This window comes from Streptomyces sp. NPDC001514 (assembly GCF_053597075.1).
Genome location: NZ_JBSFHO010000008.1, coordinates 95124 through 114671, shown reverse-complemented (window position 1 = coordinate 114671; position 19548 = coordinate 95124). Strand labels below are relative to the sequence as shown.

Here is a 19548-nt window from a genome sequence, read left to right as displayed (position 1 = left end):
TCGCACGTGAACACGAGAAAGACAGCCATCGCCGCCGTCGGCATCGCCGGTCTCCTCACCGGCGCACTCGGCGCCGGCCAGGCCGTCGCCGACCCCTCCGGTCCGCCGCCCTACCGCCAGCTCTCCGGTGTCGGCTCCGACACCACGCAGGATGTGATGAACGGCCTGGCCAACGCCATCACCATCGGCGGCCAGAAGGTCATCGGCTCGTACGACGCCACCGGCTCCGCCCAGATCACCACCAAGGACCCCGCCACCACCCCGGGCTGCACCATCAACCGCCCCAACGGGTCCGGCGCCGGGCGCACCGCCCTGCTGAACTCGCTGCAGGCGGACAACAAGTGCCTGGACTTCTCCCGGTCCTCCAGCCTCAACCTGGGCGCCGCGAACCCCGGGCTGACCTACGTCCCGTTCGCCGTGGACGCGGTGAGCTACTCGATCACGCCCACCAGCACGGTGCCGCGCAAGCTCACGCTGAACGACCTCAAGGCCATCTACCACTGCGACCCCAACTACGTGGGCAGCGCTCCCAACTACAGCCTCACCGTGTACCTGCCGCAGGCCGGCTCGGGTACGCGCAGCTTCTGGGAGTCCCAGATGGGGATCACCGACGCCGACGTGGTCGCCGGTGTCTACCCCTGCATCAAGGACACCAAGGGCGGCGCGCCCGTCCAGGAGCACGACGGCCGTGTCCTCGACGACAAGTCGATCGTCCCCTTCTCCATCGCGCAGTACAACTCGCAGGCCTCGCAGACCATCGCGGACCTCCGCGGCCGCGCGATCCTCGGCACCGTCGACGGTCTCGCGCCGAACACCCTCAACAGCAACTTCGGTGTGAAGCGCGACGTCTACAACGTCATCCCGACCAGCAAGATCGGGACGGCGCCGTGGAGCACCGTCTTCGTCGGCCCGAACTCGCTCATCTGCCAGCAGCAGAGCGTGATCAACACCTACGGCTTCGCGACCAACGCGAACTGCGGCGACACCAGCAAGCAGACCTCCTGACGCCTCGGTGGCGCGCGTCCCACAGCGCGCCCTCGGCAGCGTCCCAACCCCCCATGCCTGACCCATCGCTCACGTAACTTCCGAATCCTTCCCAGAAGGAGAGCACGACTGTGTGGAAGAACACGCTCTCGCGGAGCCTGGCGGGTGGCCTTGCGAGCCTGGTGGCCGTGCTGGCGGGCGGCCTGGCCCTGGCCCCCTCGGCGCACGCCGCCGAGATCGGCACCGCGGCGGTCACCCCTGCGACCGGCTCCGACACCTCCAGCATGTCGCTGACCACGTCCGGCCCCTGCCCGGACAGCGCCACCAACATCATCGTCTCGGTGACCGGTTCGGGCTTCCCGGCCGGCGGCCAGAACGTGGTCGGCAACTCGCCGATCGGCACGTACGGATCGACCCCGGAGGGCGGGCTGATCATCCCGCTGTCCCAGACGATGCGCGACTACGCGAACACGGCCGGATTCACCACCCTGACGGGGAAGTACACCTTCCTCGTCACCTGCCGTACGGCCTTCAACGGCACCAGCCTCGGTGACTTCCCGGCCTCGGTCTGGTTCACGTCCAACACGGCCTACCAGAACACCGACCCGGCCGCGGTCACCGACACCACCACCTCCCTCGCCGTCAGCCCGGCCGGCCCGGTGGACGCGGGCACCCCGGTCACGCTGACCGCGAACATCGGCCCGGCCGGCGCCGCGGGCACCGTGCAGTTCCGCGACAACGGCGCGGCACTGGGCAGCCCGGTGGCCGTCGCCGGCGGCCAGGCGCAGCTCACCACGAGCAGCCTGGGCGCGGGCACCCACGCGCTGACGGCCGTCTTCACGCCGTCGAGCGCCGCCTACAACGGATCGACGTCGTCCGCGGTCTCCTACACGGTCAACGCCGCCCCGGCGACGGCGACCACGACCGCGCTGGCCGTCTCGCCCTCCGGCACGGCCGCGCAGTACAGCCCCGTCAGCATGACGGCGTCGGTGGCGCCCGCCTCGGCGGCCGGTTCGGTCAAGTTCCAGGACACGGTGGGCGGTACGACCACCACGCTGGCCACGGTGCCGGTCTCCGCGGGTCAGGCGTCCTTCACCAGCAGCAGCCTGGCCACCGGCGACCACTCCTTCTCGGCGACCTTCGTCCCGGCGAACCCCGCCGCGTACCTGGGCTCCGACTCCGGCGCGGTCCCCTACGTCATCGGCGCCTTCGCCGGTGTCACCGCCTCGCAGGACATCACCACGACCGTCGAGGCCGGTGCACTGGTCATCAGCGTCGACAACCCGCACGTCACCCTGCCTTCCCCGCAGCTCAACGCCAACGGTGACCTGCTGTCCACCGCGGGCGCCATCAACCCGGTCACGCTGACCGACACCCGCGCCGGCAACCCCGGCTGGTCGGTCAGCGGTCAGGTGACCGACTTCTCCGACGGTGGTACGCACAAGATCAACGGTCAGAACCTCGGCTGGACGCCGAAGGTGATCGACAAGGGCGCGTCGCAGACCGTCACGGCCGGCGCGGCGGTTGCCGCCGCGAACGGTGTCGCCCCCGCGGACGCGGGCACGGCCGGACTCAAGTCCTCCCGTTCCCTCGCCACGGGCACCGGCCTGGGAACCGCCCACGTCGGAGCCGACCTGGCCCTCAACGCGCCGACCTCGACCGTTGCCGGTACCTACACGGCCACGCTCACCCTGACCGCCATCTGACCCCGTCGGACGGCTCCGGGGCGGCCCCACCCCCCAGGTACTGCCGCCCCCGACCGGGACGGGCAGCGATGCCCGTCCCGGTCACACCCCCGCCCCGTTCCCGCCACGCCCGTCCTGCCCGCGCCCGATCGGACGACCTGACATGATCACCGCCTCAGCCCGCCGCATCGCCGCCGTCCTGACCAGCTGCCTCCTCGCCGCGCTTCCGGCACTCACCGCGCCCGCGTCGGCCGCCGCACCGGCCGCCTCACCGGCCCCGGCGGCGCGGCTGAGCGACGGCGGACAGGGGCGCACCACGTTCGGCGTCCAGCCGTCCGCCGCCAAGAAGCCCGACGCGCGGCCGAACTTCTCGTACGGGGCGACCCCCGGCGCCGTCGTCAAGGACCACATCGCCGTCTTCAACTACGGCAACAAGCCGCTCACGCTCCGTGTGTACGCGGGCGACGCCTTCACGACCGCAGACGGGGGCTTCGACCTGTTCGCGGCGGACCGCAAGGCGACCGACGTCGGCTCCTGGGTCAAGCTCGGCAAGAACGTGCTGAGCGTGCCCCGTCGCTCCCACGTGATCGTCCCCTTCACGATGACCGTCCCCCGCACCGCCACCCCCGGAGACCACACCGGCGGAATCGTCGCGTCGCTGTCGGCGGTACGAACGGACAGGAAGGGCAGCAAGGTCGCCGTCGACCAGCGGGTCGGCGCCCGGATCTATCTGCGCGTCTCCGGTGAACTGAAGCCGCAGCTCGCGGTCGAGGACCTCCACACGACGTACCACGGAACCGCCAATCCCTTCGGCACCGGCTCCGCGACGGTGACGTACACCCTGCGCAACACGGGCAATGTGCGGCTGGCGTCCCGTCAGGCGGTGCACGTACGCGACGCGTTCGGCGGCGAGGCCGAGGTGGCGAAGGTCCGTGACACCACCGAACTGCTGCCCGGCGCCGCCCTGAAGATCACGACATCGGCCGATGGTGTCCTCCCCGCGGTACGGGACACCACCACGGTCACCGTCGACCCCGAGCCGGTGCGCGGGGACGTCAAGCACCGCGTCCTGCCCCGCGTCACCCGTACCGCCGCGTTCGCGGCCGTGCCGTGGGCGCTGCTGATCCTGCTGCTGGTCGCCGCCGTGGCCGTGACGTCGTATCTCGTACGCCGGCGTCGGCGCCGCGGACCGCGGCCGGCCCTCGCCGGGCAGCGCAGGGCCGGGGCCGGTGCGAAGCAGGGGCTCGCCGCGTCGGCCGTGGGCCTGGCGGCGGTCCTGCTGGCCGCCGGCGCGATCGTGGCGGGCACACCCGCCGAGGCGAGGGCGGCGGACAGCGGGGGACTGGCCGTCACCCCGGCGCGGGGAAGCGACACGCAGCCCATCACGCTCACCGCGGCCGGACCCTGCCCGGCGAAGACGTCCAACGTCATCGCCCGCGTCGCCGGAGCGGGCTTCCCGCGCGGCGGTCAGATCGTCGTCGGCAACGCGCCGCTCGCCACCTATCCGAAGGCGCCCGGAGGCGGACTGTCGATACCGCTGATCTACACGATGCGGGACTACGCCAGCACGGCGGGCTTCACGACGCTCCGCGGCACCTACACCTTCACGGTCAGCTGCCTCAAGGGCGCCTTCGACCTGACGAGTCTGCGGGACTTCACGGGGTCCCTCCGGTTCACCGCGAAGGACGCGTACCTGGACGGTACGCGCGTAGCGGCCGTGGAGGGAACGGCCCCGGGCGCCGAGGCGCCGGGGCAGTCCGGACAGCCCGTACCGCCGACCGCGTCGGGGGGCGGTACGGGCGCAGGAACGGGAAACCCGGCAGCGGGGGGCTCGGCGGCACCTTCCGCGCCGCCCGCTGCCGGCGCGCCTCCGCTTGCCGCGGCGGCCGACGACGCCGCTCCCCGGAACGGCGGCACGTCCTTCGTCGCCTGGTCGGCGGGCGTTTTCGCCGTCGCCCTGCTGGCGCTCCTCACTGGTGTCGCCCACTGGGTGCGGGGCCGCCGGACGCGTACCACCTCCGAGCCCGCACCGGGCGACTGAACACCACCAACACCCACGTCCTGACCCATTGCTGAGGGAGAAAAGCACCATGCCGAGCACACGCATCACCCGGCCGACCGCCGTCCTCATCGGTTCGCTGATAGCGGCGTCCGGCGCCGTCGGGCTGGTCACCGCGACCACCGCGCACGCCGAGCCCGCCGGCTCGATGGAGGTAGCCCCGCCCACCGGCACGGACGTCGGCCTCATCACGCTGACCACCTCGGCGGCCTGCCCGCAGACGGCGACCAACATCATTGTTTCGGTAAAGGGCTCCGGCTTCCCGGCCGAGGGCCAGAATGTCGTGAGCAACTCGCCGATCAGCACCTACGGGTCCTCGCCCGGTGGCGGCATCATCGTGCCGTTGACGTTCACGATGCGGGACTACGCCAACACGGCCGGGTTCACCACACTTCAGGGCCGTTACGACTTCACGCTGACCTGCCGCACCGCTTTCAACGGCACCAGCCTCGGCGACTTCACCGCGCCGATCTGGTTCACCTCCAACACGGCGTACCAGAACACCGACCCGGCCGGTCCTTCCACGCCGCCGCCGTCCTCCTCGTCGCCCACGCCGAGCACGACGCCGACGGACACCGCGTCACCCACCGACTCCGCGACGCCGACGGACACCGCTTCCCCCACGGACACCGCCTCGCCGACGGACACCGCATCCCCGACCGACACCGCGAGCCCGACGGACACCGCGACCCCGGGCGGCGGCTCCCAGGGCATCACCACCGAGGTCAGCGGCGGTTCGAGCGGCTCGGGCGATTCGGGCGGCAAGGGCTCCCTCGCGGCCACCGGCGCCGACGCGGCCGTGCTGGGCGCGGTCTCGGCCGCCCTGGTCGCGGCCGGCGCCACCGTCGTCCGCAGGGCCCGCCGGCGCGAGGAGTTCCCGCTCACCGACAGCCCGAACGTCTGAGCCGGGGAGAGACGCCGACCATGAAGTTCCCCACCGCGCGCCGGCCCCTGGCGGTCGTGCTCGCGTCCCTGCCGGCCGCCGGTGTGCTCGCGCTCGGCGCCGGCGGCGCCCAGGCCGACGTCCCGGGTGCGATGGAGGTGACTCCCGCCGCCGGCACGGACACCAGCGGGGTCGCGCTGACCACGGCCGGGCCGTGCCCGGCGGAGGCGACCAACCTCATCGTCTCGGTGAAGGGCTCGGGCTTCCCGGCCGAGGGCCAGATCGTGGTGAGCAACTCGCCGATCGAGACGTACAGTTTCTCGCCCGGCGGCGGCATCGTCGTACCGCTGACGCAGACCATGCGGGACTACGCGAGCACGGCCGGTTTCACCACCCTCCAGGGCCGTTACGACTTCACGCTGACGTGCCGGGCGGCGTTCGGACCGGCGACGTACGGCGACTTCACCGCGCCCGTCTGGTTCACCTCCGACACCACGTACCAGAGCACCGCGCCCGCCGCCGCGACGGCGACCACCCTCGTGGCGGCCCCGGTGAGCCCCGTCGTCCAGGGCACGTCCGTGAAGCTGACCGCGACGGTCTCCCCGGCCGGTGCGGTCGGTACGGTGCGCTTCCTGGACGGGGCGGTCCAGATCGGCTCCGCGGTCGCGGTCCCGGCGGGAGCGGCCACCCTGAACACCAGCGGAATGGCCGTCGGCACGCACGCGCTGAAGGCGGAGTTCACACCGTCCGACCCCGCCGCGTACGGCGCTTCGGCCTCCGCAGCCCTGTCGTACACGGTCAGGATCAAGCCGCCGGCGGTCGTCACGCCCGCGAAGGTGACCGGCACCGCGAGGGTCGGCTCGACGGTGACCTGCGCCGTGACGTTCAGCGGCGCGACGTCGGTCACGTACGTCTGGCTCCGCGACGCCGCGGTGATCAGCGGCGCGACCGCGCGTACCCGCACGCTCGTGGCCGCCGACCACCCGCACCGGACCTCGTGCCGGGCGACCGCGACCAACAGCACGGGCAGCACGCCGTCGACCAGCCCGGCGGTGACCGTGGGACTCGGCCCCGCCCTCAAGAACGTGACGAGGCCCTCGATCACCGGCACGGCCAAGGTGGGCTACCGGCAGACCGTCAAGGCCGGCACGTGGACGCCGGCGGCCACCTCGTACAGCTACGTCTGGAAGCGGGACGGACGAGTGATCAGCGGCGCCACGCGCGCGACGTACTACCCCACCAGGGCGGACCGCGGCCACCTGCTCACCGTCACCGTCACGGCGAAGCGCGCCGGATACGCCGCGGGCTCCGCCACCTCCGTATCGCGGAGGATCGGATGACGGCACCGCGGGCCGTGGCCCACGCCGTGGCACAGGGCGACCAGCCGTCGGCGGCCGGGGGTCGGCCCGCCGACAACCCATGGCCGCCGAAGCCCGGCCGGCCGCGTGTGCCGCGCCCGGCCGCCGGCCCCGGGCTGCGCGTCGCCGCCGCCGCGCTGAGCATCCTGGGCGCACTGCTGCTCGGGTTCGTCGTGGACGCCGGTCTCGTGGGCCAGCTTCGCCACGCCCGCGACCGGCAGGTCGACTACGCGGACTTCCGCAGCGCCCTGGCCAACGGGGTGGCCCCGGTCGGCCGCTCCGGGAGCGACGGCCCGGCTGCCGCTCCCGGGGATCCGGTGGCGCTGCTGGAGATCCCCGCGCTCCACCTGCGCGAGGTCGTCGGCGAGGGCACCACGGCGGAGGACCTGGCCCGGGGCCCCGGCCACCGCAGGGACACGATCCTGCCCGGCCAGGCCGGAGTCAGCGTCATCATGGGCCGCCAGGCCACCTACGGGGGGCCGTTCGGCCACCTGGGCGAGCTGAACACGGGCGACACGTTCACCGTGACCACGGGCCAGGGCAAGCACACGTACCGGGTCATCGGTCCGCGGCGGGCGGGCGATCCCCAGCCGCCCGCGCTCGCCGCGGGCCGGGGCCGGCTCACCCTCATCACCGCCGACGGCACCCCGTTCATGCCCGGCGGCATTCTGCGGGTCGACGCGGACCTGGTCGCGGACGTCCAGCCGACACCGGCTCCCTCCCTCCCGCCGGGCGCCCTGCCGGAGGACGAGAAGCCGATGGCCACGCAGCAGGCGGCCTGGCTGCCGCTGGTGCTCTGGGGCCAGGGCCTCGTACTCGCGGCCGGCGCCCTGGCCTGGGCGCACGCCCGCTGGGGGCGGCCGCACACCTGGGTGGTCGGCGTGCCCCTGCTCGGCGCCCTCGGGCTCGCCGTCGCCGACCAGGCGGTGCTGCTCCTCCCCAACCTGCTGTGACCGAGTCTCCCGAGAACTCCCGAAGGACGTGCAGTGACCGAACAGACCACCCTCTCGCTGCCGGTGCACCCGGACGGGGCCACCGGAACCACCGGAGCCACCCTCGAGGCCCGTCGGATCTCGGCCTGGTTCGGCGACCACAAGGTCCTCGACCGTGTGTCGCTGACCATGCCGGCGAGTCTGGTCACGGCCCTCATCGGCCCCTCCGGCTGCGGCAAGTCGACCTTCCTGAGAATCCTCAACCGCATGCACGAACTCGTCCCCTCCGCCTCGCTCGCGGGTGAGGTGCTGGTCGACGGCCAGGACGTCTACGCGGCCGGACAGCGGCTGACCGACGCCCGGCGCCAGGTCGGCATGGTCTTCCAGAAGCCCAACCCGTTCCCGGCGATGTCCATCTACGACAACGTCACCGCAGGCCTGAAGCTCACCGGTACCCGCATGGGCGGCGCGGCCAAGGACGACCTCGTCGAGGAATGCCTGACCAAGGCGGGACTCTGGAAGGAGGTCCGCACCCGCCTGCGCCAGCCCGGCGGCGCCCTCTCCGGCGGTCAGCAGCAACGCCTGTGCATCGCCCGGTCGCTGGCCGTGCGGCCCAAGGTGCTCCTGATGGACGAACCGTGCTCGGCGCTGGACCCCACGTCGACCCGTCGTATCGAGGAGACGATCCGGGAACTGGCGCAGGAGGTGACGATCGTGATCGTCACGCACAACATGCAGCAGGCGGCGCGGGTTTCGGACCAGTGCGCGTTCTTCCTCGCGGAGCAGGGGACTCCGGGGGTCATCGTGGAGCACGGCCCTACGTCGGCGATGTTCACCGCTCCCGCGGACCCGCGCACGGCCGACTACGTCGAGGGCCGCTTCGGGTAGGCCGCTTCGGGCGGGGTCGGGGCTGGGAGAAGGCCCGCGAAGCGGCCCCGCCCCGCCCCCGCACCGTAAGGGGCCCATATCCCTGCGTCCCTATACTTCCCTCATGCCGCCGATAGCTCACCACCCCCACCCCGCGACCGTCGTCGCATGACCACCACCGGCACCCCCACCCGCAAGCGCCGCAGCCGCATCCTCGCCGATCTCACCCCGTTGCGGACCTCCGCCGACTACCGGCGGCTGTGGCTCGGGAACACCGTTTCGTGGATCGGGCAGGGGATGACCGCCCTGGCCATCTCGCTCCAGGTGTACGACATCACCCGGTCCACCTTCTCCGTCGGACTCGTCGGACTCTTCTCGCTCGTTCCCCTGATCGTCTTCGGGCTGTACGGCGGAGCCGTCGCCGACACCGTCGACCGGCGCAAGCTCGGGCTGTACAGCGCGACCGGGTCCGCGGTGCTGTCGGCGGCGCTCGCCTGCGCCGCGTTCGCGGGGTTCCACCACGTCTGGTTCCTGTACGGCGTCGTCGCGCTGCAGGCCGTGTGCGCCGCGCTCAACTCGCCTGCGCGGACCACGATGATCCCGCGGCTGCTGCCGCCCGAGCAGCTGCCCGCGGCCAATGCGCTGAGCTCCATGACGATGACGTCGGGGATGCTGATCGGGCCGATGCTCGGGGGGCTGATCGTCGGATACGGGGGCTATCAGACCGCGTACCTCATCGACGCCGTCGCCTTCGGTGCCGCGCTGTACGCCATGTGGCGGCTGCCCGCCATGCTGCCCGACCGGGACGGCGACGGCGACCGCGACCGCACGGCGAGGAAGCGGGCGTCGGTCCTCGACGGGCTGCGCTTCCTCGCCACCCGCCCGAACATCCGCATGACGTTCTTCTCCGACTTCTGCGCCATGATCCTGGCGCACCCGCGGGCGCTGTTCCCCGCCGTCGCCGTGCTCTGGTACGGCGGTGACGCCCGCACCACCGGGCTCCTCGTCGCCGCGCCCGCCGTCGGGGCCCTGCTCGGCGGGGTGTTCTCCGGCTGGCTGGGGCGGATCCGGCGGCACGGGGCGGCGATCCTGCTCGCCGTCGCCGCCTGGGGGACGGCCATCGCCGTGTTCGGGCTGACCAGGAACCTCTGGCTCGGGCTGTTCTTCCTCGCCCTCGCGGGCTGCGCCGACACGGTGTCCATGGTGTTCCGCCACACGATGCTCCAGGCGGCCGCGCCCGACGAGATGCGCGGGCGCCTGCAGGGCGTGTTCATCGTCGTCGTCGCGGGCGGGCCGCGCCTCGGGGACTTCCTCGCCGGGTCCGTCGCCGGCCTCACTTCCCCCGCGGTGGCAATCACCGGCGGCGGGCTCGCCTGCGTTCTGGCGATCGGTCTGCTCGCCCTGCGCGCACGCGGGTTCGTACGGTACGACGCGCGGGAGCCGACGCCGTAGGCACACGCCTGCAGCACACGTCCAGCCGCACGCGGGCGACTGGCAGACAGCCGCCAAGGCACCTAACCGCCAACACCCGGTCGCCCGAGGCGACTTCTGTTCACCCCAGACTCTTCGCAACGCCCGGAGCCACCCCTTCACCGGGCGTACGAGGAGAGACCTTCATGACCAGAGCACCCGCGAGACGGAGAGCCCGGCTGCCGGCGGCCGGGCTCTCCCTCGTACTGCTCCCGGCCGGACAGGCCCTCGGCGCGGAGACCCCCGACAGCCCCAAGGGCACTGTCGCGCCTGCGGAATCGGCTACCCGCCACACCGTCACCCTCATCACCGGCGACGAGGTCACCGTCACCGACCTCACCGGCAAGGCGCGGGCGGGGAAGCAGCTCGACGTCGGGATCTTCTCCGAGTACGTGAAGGGCGCCGTCGGCACCGGCACGATCACCGGGGCCACGCTGGAGGTGTCGTACGACCACGGGAAGACGTGGTCGAAGGTCCGGCTCGACGGCGTACGCGGCAGGTCCGCCGTATGGGAGGCATCGCTGTAGGTGCCGAAGGGCGCCGAGCACCTCTCCCTGCGGGCCTCGGCCGCCGACGACCAGGGCCGGCACCGTGAAGCAGGAGATCATCCGGGCGGTCGGCGTGAAGTGACGCGCTGACGGCTCGGAGCGGAGGCCCGGTACGGCGAAGCGGCGCCGTACCGGGCCGTTCAGCAGGTGGGCGCGTCGCCCGCAGGGCGGTCTGCGCGACGCCGCGTGTCGAGCGACCACATGTGGGTGCAGCCCGGGCACTGGAGGTGGACGACGGTCCCCTTGTTGGAGATCAGATACCGCCAGTGCACACGGCAGTTGCGCCGGTCGGCGCAGGTGGCGCAGTCACGTGAGTCGTTGCAGTTGGGGCAGGGCACCCAGGCGCGGCGGGCGATGTCGGCCTGCGGATCAATGGGCAGCCGCACGGCCTGGCTCCCCTCCGGGCAGGACACCGGCGGCCACGAGCATGTCGTACGTGCGCTGCTGCTCGGCGTCGAGGCCGGAGTACAGGAGCGCGAAGGCCTCGTCCTCGCCCTGCAGCGCGGCGATGGGGTCCCAGTCGGGACCGAGCGCGGCCACGACCTCGGCGCGTCGCCGCGCCTCCTCGAAGGTCAGGTCGATCGTGAAGGGTATGTGGCCGGGGGCGCTGTCCTGGTCCATGGCGAGACTTCCGGTGGTGCAGTAGGGGGTCTGCCCTCTCTATCAGAGGGCCGGGACGCGCGTGAAGCGCCACAGTTCGGCTGTGACTCACTTCATCAGCGCTTCGTCCCGTTACTCCCCACTCGTCACGATTCCGCACACGACGCCCAGGTCCACCAGGTCCTGCGGCCGCAGCCGCAGCTGGTCCGCGGTCGCGGGAGCGTCGGACGGGGCGCGCTTGAGGATGGCCGCGGCGAGCTCCGGCGCGATGACGGAGAAGTAACTGTCGGGCGTGGCCCAGGTGTTGCCCGGGGCGGCCAGGGCCAGGGCGCCGCCCGACCCGCCCTCCCCGATCACCAGCGTCGTCACCGGCACCCGTGCCTCGGCTATCGCCGCGAACACCTCGGCGATGGCCGCGCCCGCGCCGTCCCGCTCGGCCTCGGCGTCATTGGCGGCGCCGGGCGTGTCCACGAGCGTCAGCACGGGAAGGCCCAGCCGGTCCGCGAGCCGGATCAGCCGGGCGGCCGTCCGGTACCCGGCGGGCCGCGTCGCGGTCCCCGTCTGCGCGGCGTACGCGACGGCCCGCCCGCCTCGCAGCCCGAACCCGCACAGCATCCCGGGGTCGGTCCCGCCGCACCGGTCCCCGCGGACGGCGAGCCGCTGGTCGAAGTACGCGTCGAGATAGGCCCCGCCCCTGGGCCGCCCCGCCGACCGGGCCTGCTGCACGGCATCCCAGCCGGTGGGCGCGACGGCGGTGCCGCCGAGGGCGGCGGGCGGCGGCGCGGGAGCGGGGGAGGACGAACCGCCGGTCAGGAGCGCCAGCCACAGCGCCAGCGTGGTGCGCAGCTCCTCCGGGCGGACGATCGCGTCGATGTGGCCCGCTGCCAGCTGACCCTCCGCCGTGTACGCGGCCGGGTCGGCGTCCGGCGGGCGGACGCGGGAGCCCGCGAAGCCGATCTGGGCGCCGGGCAGGGCCAGGATCACGTCCGCTCCCGCGCCGAGGGTGGCCCAGCCGCCGCCCGTCGTCGGGTCGCGGACGACGGCGACCTGGGGGAGCCCGGCCGCGCGGACGAGGGCCGAGGCGCGGGCCACGCGCTGGAGCTGGGTGAGGGCGACCATGCCCTCCTGCATCCGGCTGCCGCCGGTCGCGATCAGCGACACCAGCGGGAGCCGCGCGGCGTGTGCGTGCGCGTACGCCGCCTCCAGCCGGTTCCCGGTCCGCTCACCCAGCGACCCGCCCATGAAGCGGAACTCGAACGAGACGACCACGGCACGCCGCCCCCCGATCTCCGCGGTGCCCCAGACGACCGACTCCTCCTCGCCGGTACGGGCCACCGCCCGCGCCCGCGCGGCGCCGTACCCGGCCCACCCGAGCGGCCCGTCACCGGCCTCGGCCCCGCCCGCCGCGACCGCCGCGGCGCCGGTTCCGGGCGTGGGCGGTCCGTGTTCCGTGAACTCCTCCGCGAGCAGCGCGATCGCCTCGCGTGCGGTCAGCCCGTCAGACATCGGCCCGGCCGTCCGTCAGCGCCCGCTTCATGATCTTGCCCATGTCGTTGCGGGGCAGGGCCTCCAGGAAGCGGACCGTGCGCGGGCGTTTGTGCGGGGCCAGCTGTCCGGCCACATGGCCGGCCAGCTCATCGGCGGAAGGCGGCCGCGCCGGATCCACCGGCACCACCCACGCGACCACCCGCTCGCCCAGATCCGCGTCCGGCTCCCCGGTCACCGCCGCCTCGCGCACCCCGGGGTGCTCCAGCAGCGCGTTCTCGATCTCGCCGGCGCCGATCTTGTAGCCGCCGCTCTTGATCAGGTCCGTCGCCCTGCGGCCCACGATCCGTACGTAGCCGTCCGCGTCCCTGACCGCCATGTCCCCCGTACGGAACCAGCTCCCGTCGAACGCCGCCGCCGTCGCGTCGGGCCGGTTCAGATACTCCGTGAAGAGGTTCGGGCCGCGCACCTGGATCTCGCCGACCGTCTCACCGTCCCACCCCGCGATCTCCGAGCCGTCGTCCTCCACCAGCCGCAGCTCGACGCCCGGCAGCGGCAGACCCACAGAGCCGGGCCGCGGCTCCCCGTCCACCCGCACACTCGTGTTCATGAGCGTCTCGGTCATCCCGTACCGCTCGACGACCCGCCGCCCCGTCGCCGCGAAGATCCGCTCCTGGTCATGGACCGGCAGCGCCGCCGAGCCCGACACCAGCAGTCGCGCGCCCGCCAGGGCCTTCCGCAACTCCGGGTCGCCCTCCACCGTTTCGGCCAGCCGGTGGTACATCGTCGGCACGCCGAACAGCATCGTCCCGCCCGCCCCGAGCTCCCGCGCCACGCCCTCCGGCGAGAACCTCCCGAGGTGCCGCACCGAACCACCCCGTCGCAGCGGCCCCAGGACCCCCAGGATCAGCCCGTGCACATGGAACAGCGGCAGGGCCTGTACGAGGACGTCGTCACCGGTCCACGCCCACGCGTCCTCCAGCGCGTCCAGCGTCGCCGCGATCGCCCGCCGGGGCAGCACGGCACCCTTCGGCGGGCCCGTCGTGCCCGAGGTGTAGACGATCAGCGCGGGCGCACCCGGGTCCGGCTCGGCCGGAAGCGGGACCTCCGGCCGGCCGGACACCGCCGACACCGGGATGTCCAGCCGCGCCAACCCGCCCAGCACCGACGGAAGTTCGTCCCCCGACCCCGCCAGCACCAGCGAGGGCGCGCTGTCGCCGACGATGTGCGCCAGCTCCCGCTCGCCGGTCTTCGGGTTGAGCGGCACCGCGGGCACCCCCGCCAGCAGCGCGGCGACCACCCCGACCGCGGTCTCCAGCGACGGCGTGGCCCACACCGCGACCCGCCCCGCTCCCGCGATCCGGCCCGCCAGTGCCCCGGCCGCCGCGGCGAGTTCGCCGTACGTCAGCGCGCGGTCGCCGAAGCACAGCGCGGGCCGGACGGAACCCTCGTCACCCGCGGCCAGGGCCGGGAAGAGAGCACTCACTCGTCATCCTCCTCAAGTCACGCGCGCACAGGGCTGTTCATCCTTGCCCGCAGCCCCCACCATTCTCCCGGATTACTCACCGAGGGGGATGCCGTGGCCGCACCGCGCGCAAGACTGATCATGCTCTTCGCAGTCCTCGCCGCGCTCCTCGTCCCACCGGCCCAGGCCCAGGCCCGGACGCGCGCCACGCACAACCCCGTCGTCCTCGTCCACGGCTACAACGCCGACCCCGGCGTCTGGGGCAGCCTCCGCGACGACCTCAAGGCCGACGGCTACACCGACGCCGAGCTCTTCTCCTGGGGCTACGACACCCACCGGTCCGTCAACGAGACCCTCTCCGGCCTCTTCGCCTCGTACGTCGACGACGTCCGCCGCCGGACCGGCGCCGACCGCGTCGACGTCGTCGCCCACTCCTTCGGCAGCCTCGTCACCCGCTGGTACGTGAAGTTCGGCGGCGGCACCGGGACCGTCGCCCACTGGGTCTCCCTCGGCGGCCCCAACCACGGCACCTCCGTCGCCTGGGCCTGCGCGCTCTGGGACCAGGCCTGCCGCGACATGACCCCCGGCTCATACGTCCAGACGAACCTCGCATCGGGCGACGAGACCCCGGGCGGGGTGAGCTACGCGACCTGGTGGTCCAACTGCGACGAGATGATCAACCCGGACAGCAGCGTCCCGTTGACCGGAGCCACGAACAACGCCGCCGGCTGCCTCGACCACAACGCCCTGCTCGGCGACGACGCGGTCTCCCAGGGCGTCCGCGCATTCCTGCACAGCAACCCCGCTCGCTGATCCGGCCTGATCCAAAAGAAGCCCCCTGGTCCGCTGGGCCACCCGATGTGGCTGGGCCGTACGGCTCACGGCAGCGGGAGAGCGACCTTCACCGCGTACACGGCCACCAGGCCGTACCCCACGCGGAACGTCCAGGCACGCGCCCGCGCGCCGATCCGTGAACCCGCGAACCCGCTCACGGAGACGAGCAGCTGCTGCCACACGAACGACGCGGCGAACACCCCGGCCACGAACGCCACCCCGGCCGTGCCACCGCCGAGCGCGGCGCCCTGGGCGGTGGTGAGGGCCGCGAAGTACAGCGCGGTCGTGGGGTTCACGAGTGTCAGCGCGGCGAACCGGATGAAGGTCCGCACGGCCCCACCGGACCCCTCCGCCGCCGTGGTCGCCGTCGCGGCGGCGTCGACCGCCTGGCGTGAGGCCCACAGCCCCCGGACCGCGATCACCATCAGCACGGCCGCCGACACCAGCCGCACCCACGCCTCGACCCCCGAGAGCACGGCAGCGACCAGCGGGCCGAGGGCCGTCGCCACCGCCGCGTACGCCATGTCGACCACCGCCACCGCGGCGGCCGCGGCGACGGCGCCGCGGCGCTCGCGCATCCCCTCCTGGATCAGCAGGACCCCCACCGCACCCAGCGGCATCGCCACGCCAAGGCCGGCGGCCGCGCCGGCGACCGCAGTCGTCCATGTCTCGCTCATGGCGCACACGATCGGACCGCGCCCGCGGCCCGCGCGGCCGGATTACGGTCCGCACTGCGACAATCGCAGTATGGACCGCCTCGACAGTGAAATCCTCGGCGTGCTGCAGGAGGATGCGCGGATCTCGTACCGCGATCTGGGTGTACGGGTCGGGCTGAGCGCGAACGCGGCCGCCGACCGGGTGCGGCGGATGCGCCGCGAGGGCGTCATCCGCGGCTTCACGACCCTGGTCGACCCGGCGGCGGCCGGGGCCCGCGAGGGCCTCGTCGTCTTCATCGACATCACGCTGCGCCTGGACACGACGAACGAGGAGTTCGAGGACGCTGTGCGCCGCTTCCCCGGCATCACTGAGGTCGTCCACGTCACCGGCGCCCACGACTACCTCGTCCGCGCCCGCGCCGCCGACCCCGCGGCGCTCGACACCCTCCTGCGCCGCCTCAAACGCGACGCGGGCGTCGCCCAGTCCAGCACCCGCATCGCCTTGCGCACGGCGCGCTAGCCCTCCGGACGGTTGCCCGACACCGAGGTGGGCCGCCCGGCCCGGGTCGCCGGCCGGCCCCTAGGAGTTCGTCCTGGGCCCCCAGCGGAACGCCTGCCCGCAAAACATGCCCACCGGGGCGAGCCCCACCGGTGACCCTCCCCGGGGACGCGTAGGGGTCGTGTTCTGGACGTAAAAGCGCCCGCAACTCGCGCGAAGCGCGGTGAGGACCGCAGTCCAGGACACGAGCCCCGGAGCGGACCCGGACGGCAACTGCCCGGTACCGGGCACCCCCGACCACCCAGCCCGTCCGGCGCTTGAGGACGGACACGCGGGCCCACCGCGCGGTGCCGGCCACACTTCAAGCCCGTCCGGCGCTTGAGGACGGACACCCCGGCCGACCGCGCCCCGCGCCGCCGCCCGCCGCGCCCCGCCCACCGCGCCCCGCAAACCGTGCCCCGCGCCGCCGCCCAGCGCGCCCCGGGGGCAGTCGTGGGGGCCCGGGGCCGTCAGCCCCCGGTCCACGTCGTCGTCGTCGTGCCCGACCCGCCGTCCTCCCGCACCCCGTCGTCCGTCACCGTCAGCCGCACCCCCGACCCCCCGCCCGGAAGCCTCACCGTCGCGTCGACCTCCACGTCGATCGCCGTCACCCCGGCACGCCGGTGCGCCGCCGCGAGCGCGCCCCGCAGGGCCGCCAGCAGCCGATCGGCCTGCGGCTCCTGCACCAGCGCGTCCACCGCCCCCGTGAAGTGCACGGAGGGCTGGAAGCCGAGCAGTACCGCCGCCCCGCCCGTCTCCCTCAGCACCCGCCCCCGGAACGACGTCGGTGCCTCCGCCGGCGGCTGCTGCAGCGCGAAGATCGCGGTGCGGACCTCCTGGATGGTGGAGTCCAGCTCGTCCACGGCCCGCCCGAGCAGCTCGTCCTCCCCGGACCCGGCCCCCACCGCCCGCCGCCTGGTCGACTCCAGCATCATCTCCGTGGCGAAGAGCCGCTGGACGACGAGGTCGTGCAGATCGCGGGCGATCCGGTCGCGGTCCTCGTACACGGCGAGCTGCTCCCGGTTGTGCTGCGCGTCCGCGAGGACCAGCGCCAGCGCCGCCTGGGAGGCGAACTGCGAGGCCAGCAGCCGGTCCACGGCCGTGTACGGCCGGCCGCCGCGCCGTCTCGGCAGGGCCAGCGTGCCGATGAGCTTCCCGCCGCTCTGCAGCGGCAGCATCATCGAGGGCCCGAAGCGGTGCCGTACATGCGTCGTCATACGGGGATCGGTCGCGGAGTCCTCGATGAACACCGGCTCGCCGCCGAGGAGTTGGACGAGCACGTCCGACCCCGGCTCGATCGTCGTCCCGATCAGGTCGCCGGGGTCGTCCAGCGTGGAGGCCGCGACGATCTCCATCCCGCCGTCCTCCGTGGGCTGGAGGATCACCCCGGCGGAGGCGTCCGCGAGCTTCCGCGCCTGCTCGGCCACGGTCATCATGGCGTCGGCGGCGGTCTCCCCGGTGAGCAGCGCCGTCGTCACCGCGGCCGCGCCCTCGATCCAGCGCTCGCGCTGACGCGCCGCCTCGTAAAGCCGCGCGTTGCCGATGGCGATGCCGGCCTGGGAGCCGAGGACGCGCAGCAGCGCCAGGTCGTCGTCCGTGAAGGTTCCGGAGCGTTTCTCGGTGAGGTAGAGGTTGCCGAACACCTCCGTGTGCACCCGGATCGGTACGCCGAGGAACGAGTGCATCTCGGGGTGGCCCTCCGGCACACCGCACGAGCGCGGATCGGCCGTCAGGTCGTCGATCCGCAGCGGCCGTGGATCCTCGATCAGCGCGCCGATGAGTCCGCTGTGCCCGTCCGGGAGGGGGCCGATGCGCTCCCGCTCGTCGTCGGTCAGCCCGGTGGTGAACAGTTCGGTGATCCGGCCGCGCTCGGGGTCGACGACGCCGAGCGCCCCGTACCGGGCGCCGATCAGCTTGGCCGCCCAGTCCACGATGTGCTGGAGGGTGGCGCGCAGTTCGAGGTCGGTGCCGACGCTCAGCACCGCTTCCAGCAGCATGGGCAGCTTCGCCGGAGCCCGCCCTGACGCCCTGCCGGCTCCGCCGCCCTCGCTCCGACCCGGAGGCATCCTGGCGTCAGGCGGTGAGCGGATCGAGGATCATCGCGTTGATACGGCCCTCCAGCATCTCGCCGAGCCCCAGCACCGCGCACACGTCGGGCCGTTCGGCGATGTGCACCGGCATTCCGGTCGCGTCGCGCAGCATCTGGTCGAGTCCGGGCAGCAGTGCGCTGCCGCCGACCATCATGATCCCGCGGTCGGCGAGGTCGGCGACCAGGTCGGGCGGGCACTCGCGCAGGATCTTCCCGATGCCGTCGAGCACGGCGGTGAGCGGCGTGTGGATGGCGTCGCGTACGGCGGCGGTGTCGACCTTCACCGAACGGGCGAGCCCGGTGGCGACGTCGCGGCCGTGGATCTCGGTGACGGCAGGCCCGCCGAGGGTGAGGCCGTTGCCGCTGAGGGCGAGCTGGAGGGGGCGTACGGACTGGCTGGGCAGCATCAGCTCGTGCTGGTGGCGCAGGTGCTGGATCACGGCGTGGTCGACGGCGTCACCGCCGATCGGGATCCGTACGGCGGTGACGATCGAGCCGAGCGAGAGGACGGCGACCTGGGTGGTGGCGGCCCCGCACGCCATGATCATGGTGGCGGTCGGCTGCTCCACCGGCAGCCCGCAGCCGACGGCCGCCGCGATCAGCGTGTCGACGAGCTCGACGCGCCGGGCGCCGAGCCCGACGAGCGTCTCCACGGTGGCGCGCTGCGCCAGCGGATCGGCCTCGTGCGGGGTGCAGGCTGCGGCACGCAGCCGGGGCTTGCGGCGCAGCTGGCGGCGGAGCTTCTCGCCGAGCAGGTGGCGCAGCATGCGCTGGGCCATCTCGATGTCGACGACGGTGCCGCCGGAGACGGGGCGCATGACGCGGATGTAGTCGGGCGTCCGCCCGGTCATCTTCTCCGCGAACTCGCCCACGGCGATGAGCGCTCCGTTGCGGGTGTTGACGGCGGCCACGCTCGGCTGGTCGACGACGAGCCCGAGGCCCTTGACGAAGACGCGGGTCCTCGCGGCGCCCAGGTCGACGGCGACATGGCAACGGCGCAACTGCTCAAGACTGACGGTCATGGCAGGTCCTCCCGGGAGCGGTTCTCTTCGCATGGTGCGATCGCCCGCGGCCCGGCGCGCGCTGGGCTGGGCC

18 protein-coding genes are annotated in these 19548 nt (G+C 73.3%); 11 read left to right on the top strand and 7 right to left on the bottom strand.

The genetic code is table 11. From position 1 onward, the window contains the following. The first annotated feature begins 6 nt into the window (after window positions 1–6). The 9 genes from ACWCXB_RS11605 to ACWCXB_RS11565 all read left to right on the top strand — a co-directional run bounded on the left by ACWCXB_RS11605 (window position 7) and on the right by ACWCXB_RS11565 (window position 10765). Complete coding sequence (locus tag ACWCXB_RS11605; RefSeq protein ID WP_450721562.1) at window positions 7–1005, top strand: hypothetical protein; 999 nt, start codon at window positions 7–9, stop codon at window positions 1003–1005. 110 nt (window positions 1006–1115) lie between these two features. Next, window positions 1116–2690 carry an Ig-like domain repeat protein gene (locus tag ACWCXB_RS11600; protein ID WP_450721560.1) on the top strand — a complete coding sequence of 525 codons (1575 nt, stop codon included), beginning with the start codon at window positions 1116–1118 and terminating at the stop codon, window positions 2688–2690. Between the two features lie 142 nt (window positions 2691–2832). Next, window positions 2833–4710, top strand: coding sequence for a WxL protein peptidoglycan domain-containing protein (locus tag ACWCXB_RS11595; RefSeq protein ID WP_450721558.1), 1878 nt, complete (start codon window positions 2833–2835; stop codon window positions 4708–4710). Window positions 4711–4759: 49 nt separating this feature from the next. After that, window positions 4760–5632, top strand: a complete 873-nt coding sequence (locus tag ACWCXB_RS11590) for a hypothetical protein (RefSeq protein ID WP_450721556.1) — start codon at window positions 4760–4762, stop codon at window positions 5630–5632. Window positions 5633–5652: 20 nt separating this feature from the next. After that, window positions 5653–6951 (top strand): Ig-like domain repeat protein, encoded by a 1299-nt coding sequence (locus ACWCXB_RS11585; protein ID WP_450721554.1) that lies wholly within the window; start codon window positions 5653–5655, stop codon window positions 6949–6951. Beyond that, window positions 6948–7922, top strand: a complete 975-nt coding sequence (locus ACWCXB_RS11580; RefSeq protein ID WP_450721552.1) for a sortase domain-containing protein — start codon at window positions 6948–6950, stop codon at window positions 7920–7922. Before ACWCXB_RS11585 ends, ACWCXB_RS11580 begins: the two co-directional genes overlap by 4 nt. 63 nt (window positions 7923–7985) lie before the next feature. Continuing rightward, window positions 7986–8789, top strand: a complete 804-nt coding sequence (locus tag ACWCXB_RS11575; protein ID WP_450721733.1) for a phosphate ABC transporter ATP-binding protein — start codon at window positions 7986–7988, stop codon at window positions 8787–8789. Between the two features lie 147 nt (window positions 8790–8936). Further along, window positions 8937–10220 carry an MFS transporter gene (locus tag ACWCXB_RS11570; protein ID WP_450721550.1) on the top strand — a complete coding sequence of 428 codons (1284 nt, stop codon included), beginning with the start codon at window positions 8937–8939 and terminating at the stop codon, window positions 10218–10220. A gap of 164 nt (window positions 10221–10384) precedes the next feature. Then, window positions 10385–10765, top strand: coding sequence for a hypothetical protein (locus ACWCXB_RS11565; protein ID WP_450721548.1), 381 nt, complete (start codon window positions 10385–10387; stop codon window positions 10763–10765). 161 nt (window positions 10766–10926) lie between these two features. On the opposite strand, the gene ACWCXB_RS11560 is transcribed toward ACWCXB_RS11565, so the two are convergent. The 4 genes from ACWCXB_RS11560 to ACWCXB_RS11545 all read right to left on the bottom strand — a co-directional run bounded on the left by ACWCXB_RS11560 (window position 10927) and on the right by ACWCXB_RS11545 (window position 14357). Next, the gene (locus ACWCXB_RS11560) at window positions 10927–11172 is read right to left on the bottom strand and encodes a hypothetical protein (RefSeq protein WP_450721546.1); all 246 of its coding nucleotides are present in this window, start codon (window positions 11170–11172) and stop codon (window positions 10927–10929) included. Beyond that, window positions 11156–11407: a DUF6400 family protein gene (locus ACWCXB_RS11555; RefSeq protein WP_450721544.1), complete on the bottom strand. Its 252-nt coding sequence runs from the start codon at window positions 11405–11407 to the stop codon at window positions 11156–11158. Before ACWCXB_RS11555 ends, ACWCXB_RS11560 begins: the two co-directional genes overlap by 17 nt. 111 nt (window positions 11408–11518) lie before the next feature. Next, on the bottom strand, window positions 11519–12892 hold the full coding sequence (locus ACWCXB_RS11550) for a carboxyl transferase domain-containing protein (protein WP_450721542.1): 1374 nt from the start codon (window positions 12890–12892) through the stop codon (window positions 11519–11521). After that, window positions 12885–14357 (bottom strand): acyl-CoA synthetase, encoded by a 1473-nt coding sequence (locus tag ACWCXB_RS11545; protein ID WP_450721540.1) that lies wholly within the window; start codon window positions 14355–14357, stop codon window positions 12885–12887. The genes ACWCXB_RS11550 and ACWCXB_RS11545 overlap by 8 nt, the downstream gene beginning before the upstream one ends. 93 nt (window positions 14358–14450) lie before the next feature. Between ACWCXB_RS11545 and ACWCXB_RS11540 the strand changes: the two genes are divergently transcribed. Then, complete coding sequence (locus tag ACWCXB_RS11540) at window positions 14451–15149, top strand: esterase/lipase family protein (RefSeq protein ID WP_450721538.1); 699 nt, start codon at window positions 14451–14453, stop codon at window positions 15147–15149. Window positions 15150–15214: 65 nt separating this feature from the next. Here the strand turns inward: ACWCXB_RS11540 and ACWCXB_RS11535 are convergent, their stop codons facing one another. Next, window positions 15215–15847, bottom strand: coding sequence for a hypothetical protein (locus tag ACWCXB_RS11535; RefSeq protein WP_450721536.1), 633 nt, complete (start codon window positions 15845–15847; stop codon window positions 15215–15217). 70 nt (window positions 15848–15917) lie between these two features. On the opposite strand from ACWCXB_RS11535, the gene ACWCXB_RS11530 reads away from it, so the two are divergent. Next, the gene (locus tag ACWCXB_RS11530) at window positions 15918–16346 is read left to right on the top strand and encodes an Lrp/AsnC family transcriptional regulator (RefSeq protein ID WP_450721534.1); all 429 of its coding nucleotides are present in this window, start codon (window positions 15918–15920) and stop codon (window positions 16344–16346) included. 488 nt (window positions 16347–16834) lie between these two features. Here ACWCXB_RS11530 and ACWCXB_RS11525 read toward each other — a convergent pair whose 3' ends face one another. Both ACWCXB_RS11525 and ACWCXB_RS11520 read right to left on the bottom strand, forming a co-directional pair. Beyond that, window positions 16835–18361 (bottom strand): GAF domain-containing sensor histidine kinase, encoded by a 1527-nt coding sequence (locus ACWCXB_RS11525; protein ID WP_450721532.1) that lies wholly within the window; start codon window positions 18359–18361, stop codon window positions 16835–16837. A 76-nt stretch (window positions 18362–18437) separates the two neighbouring features. Continuing rightward, window positions 18438–19475 (bottom strand): rod shape-determining protein, encoded by a 1038-nt coding sequence (locus ACWCXB_RS11520; RefSeq protein WP_450721530.1) that lies wholly within the window; start codon window positions 19473–19475, stop codon window positions 18438–18440. Window positions 19476–19548: the final 73 nt, after the last annotated feature.

Excerpts from the sequence above, each read along its gene's own strand:
- ACWCXB_RS11595 (WP_450721558.1), top strand. The coding sequence starts at position 2,833 with ATGATCACCGCCTCAGCCCGCCGCATCGCCGCCGTCCTGACCAGCTGC.
- ACWCXB_RS11590 (WP_450721556.1), top strand. The coding sequence starts at position 4,760 with ATGCCGAGCACACGCATCACCCGGCCGACCGCCGTCCTCATCGGTTCG.
- ACWCXB_RS11585 (WP_450721554.1), top strand. The coding sequence starts at position 5,653 with ATGAAGTTCCCCACCGCGCGCCGGCCCCTGGCGGTCGTGCTCGCGTCC.
- ACWCXB_RS11580 (WP_450721552.1), top strand. The coding sequence starts at position 6,948 with ATGACGGCACCGCGGGCCGTGGCCCACGCCGTGGCACAGGGCGACCAG.
- ACWCXB_RS11570 (WP_450721550.1), top strand. The coding sequence starts at position 8,937 with ATGACCACCACCGGCACCCCCACCCGCAAGCGCCGCAGCCGCATCCTC.
- ACWCXB_RS11565 (WP_450721548.1), top strand. The coding sequence starts at position 10,385 with ATGACCAGAGCACCCGCGAGACGGAGAGCCCGGCTGCCGGCGGCCGGG.
- ACWCXB_RS11555 (WP_450721544.1), bottom strand. The coding sequence starts at position 11,407 with ATGGACCAGGACAGCGCCCCCGGCCACATACCCTTCACGATCGACCTG.
- ACWCXB_RS11550 (WP_450721542.1), bottom strand. The coding sequence starts at position 12,892 with ATGTCTGACGGGCTGACCGCACGCGAGGCGATCGCGCTGCTCGCGGAG.
- ACWCXB_RS11535 (WP_450721536.1), bottom strand. The coding sequence starts at position 15,847 with ATGAGCGAGACATGGACGACTGCGGTCGCCGGCGCGGCCGCCGGCCTT.
- ACWCXB_RS11530 (WP_450721534.1), top strand. The coding sequence starts at position 15,918 with ATGGACCGCCTCGACAGTGAAATCCTCGGCGTGCTGCAGGAGGATGCG.
- ACWCXB_RS11525 (WP_450721532.1), bottom strand. The coding sequence starts at position 18,361 with ATGCTGCTGGAAGCGGTGCTGAGCGTCGGCACCGACCTCGAACTGCGC.
- ACWCXB_RS11520 (WP_450721530.1), bottom strand. The coding sequence starts at position 19,475 with ATGACCGTCAGTCTTGAGCAGTTGCGCCGTTGCCATGTCGCCGTCGAC.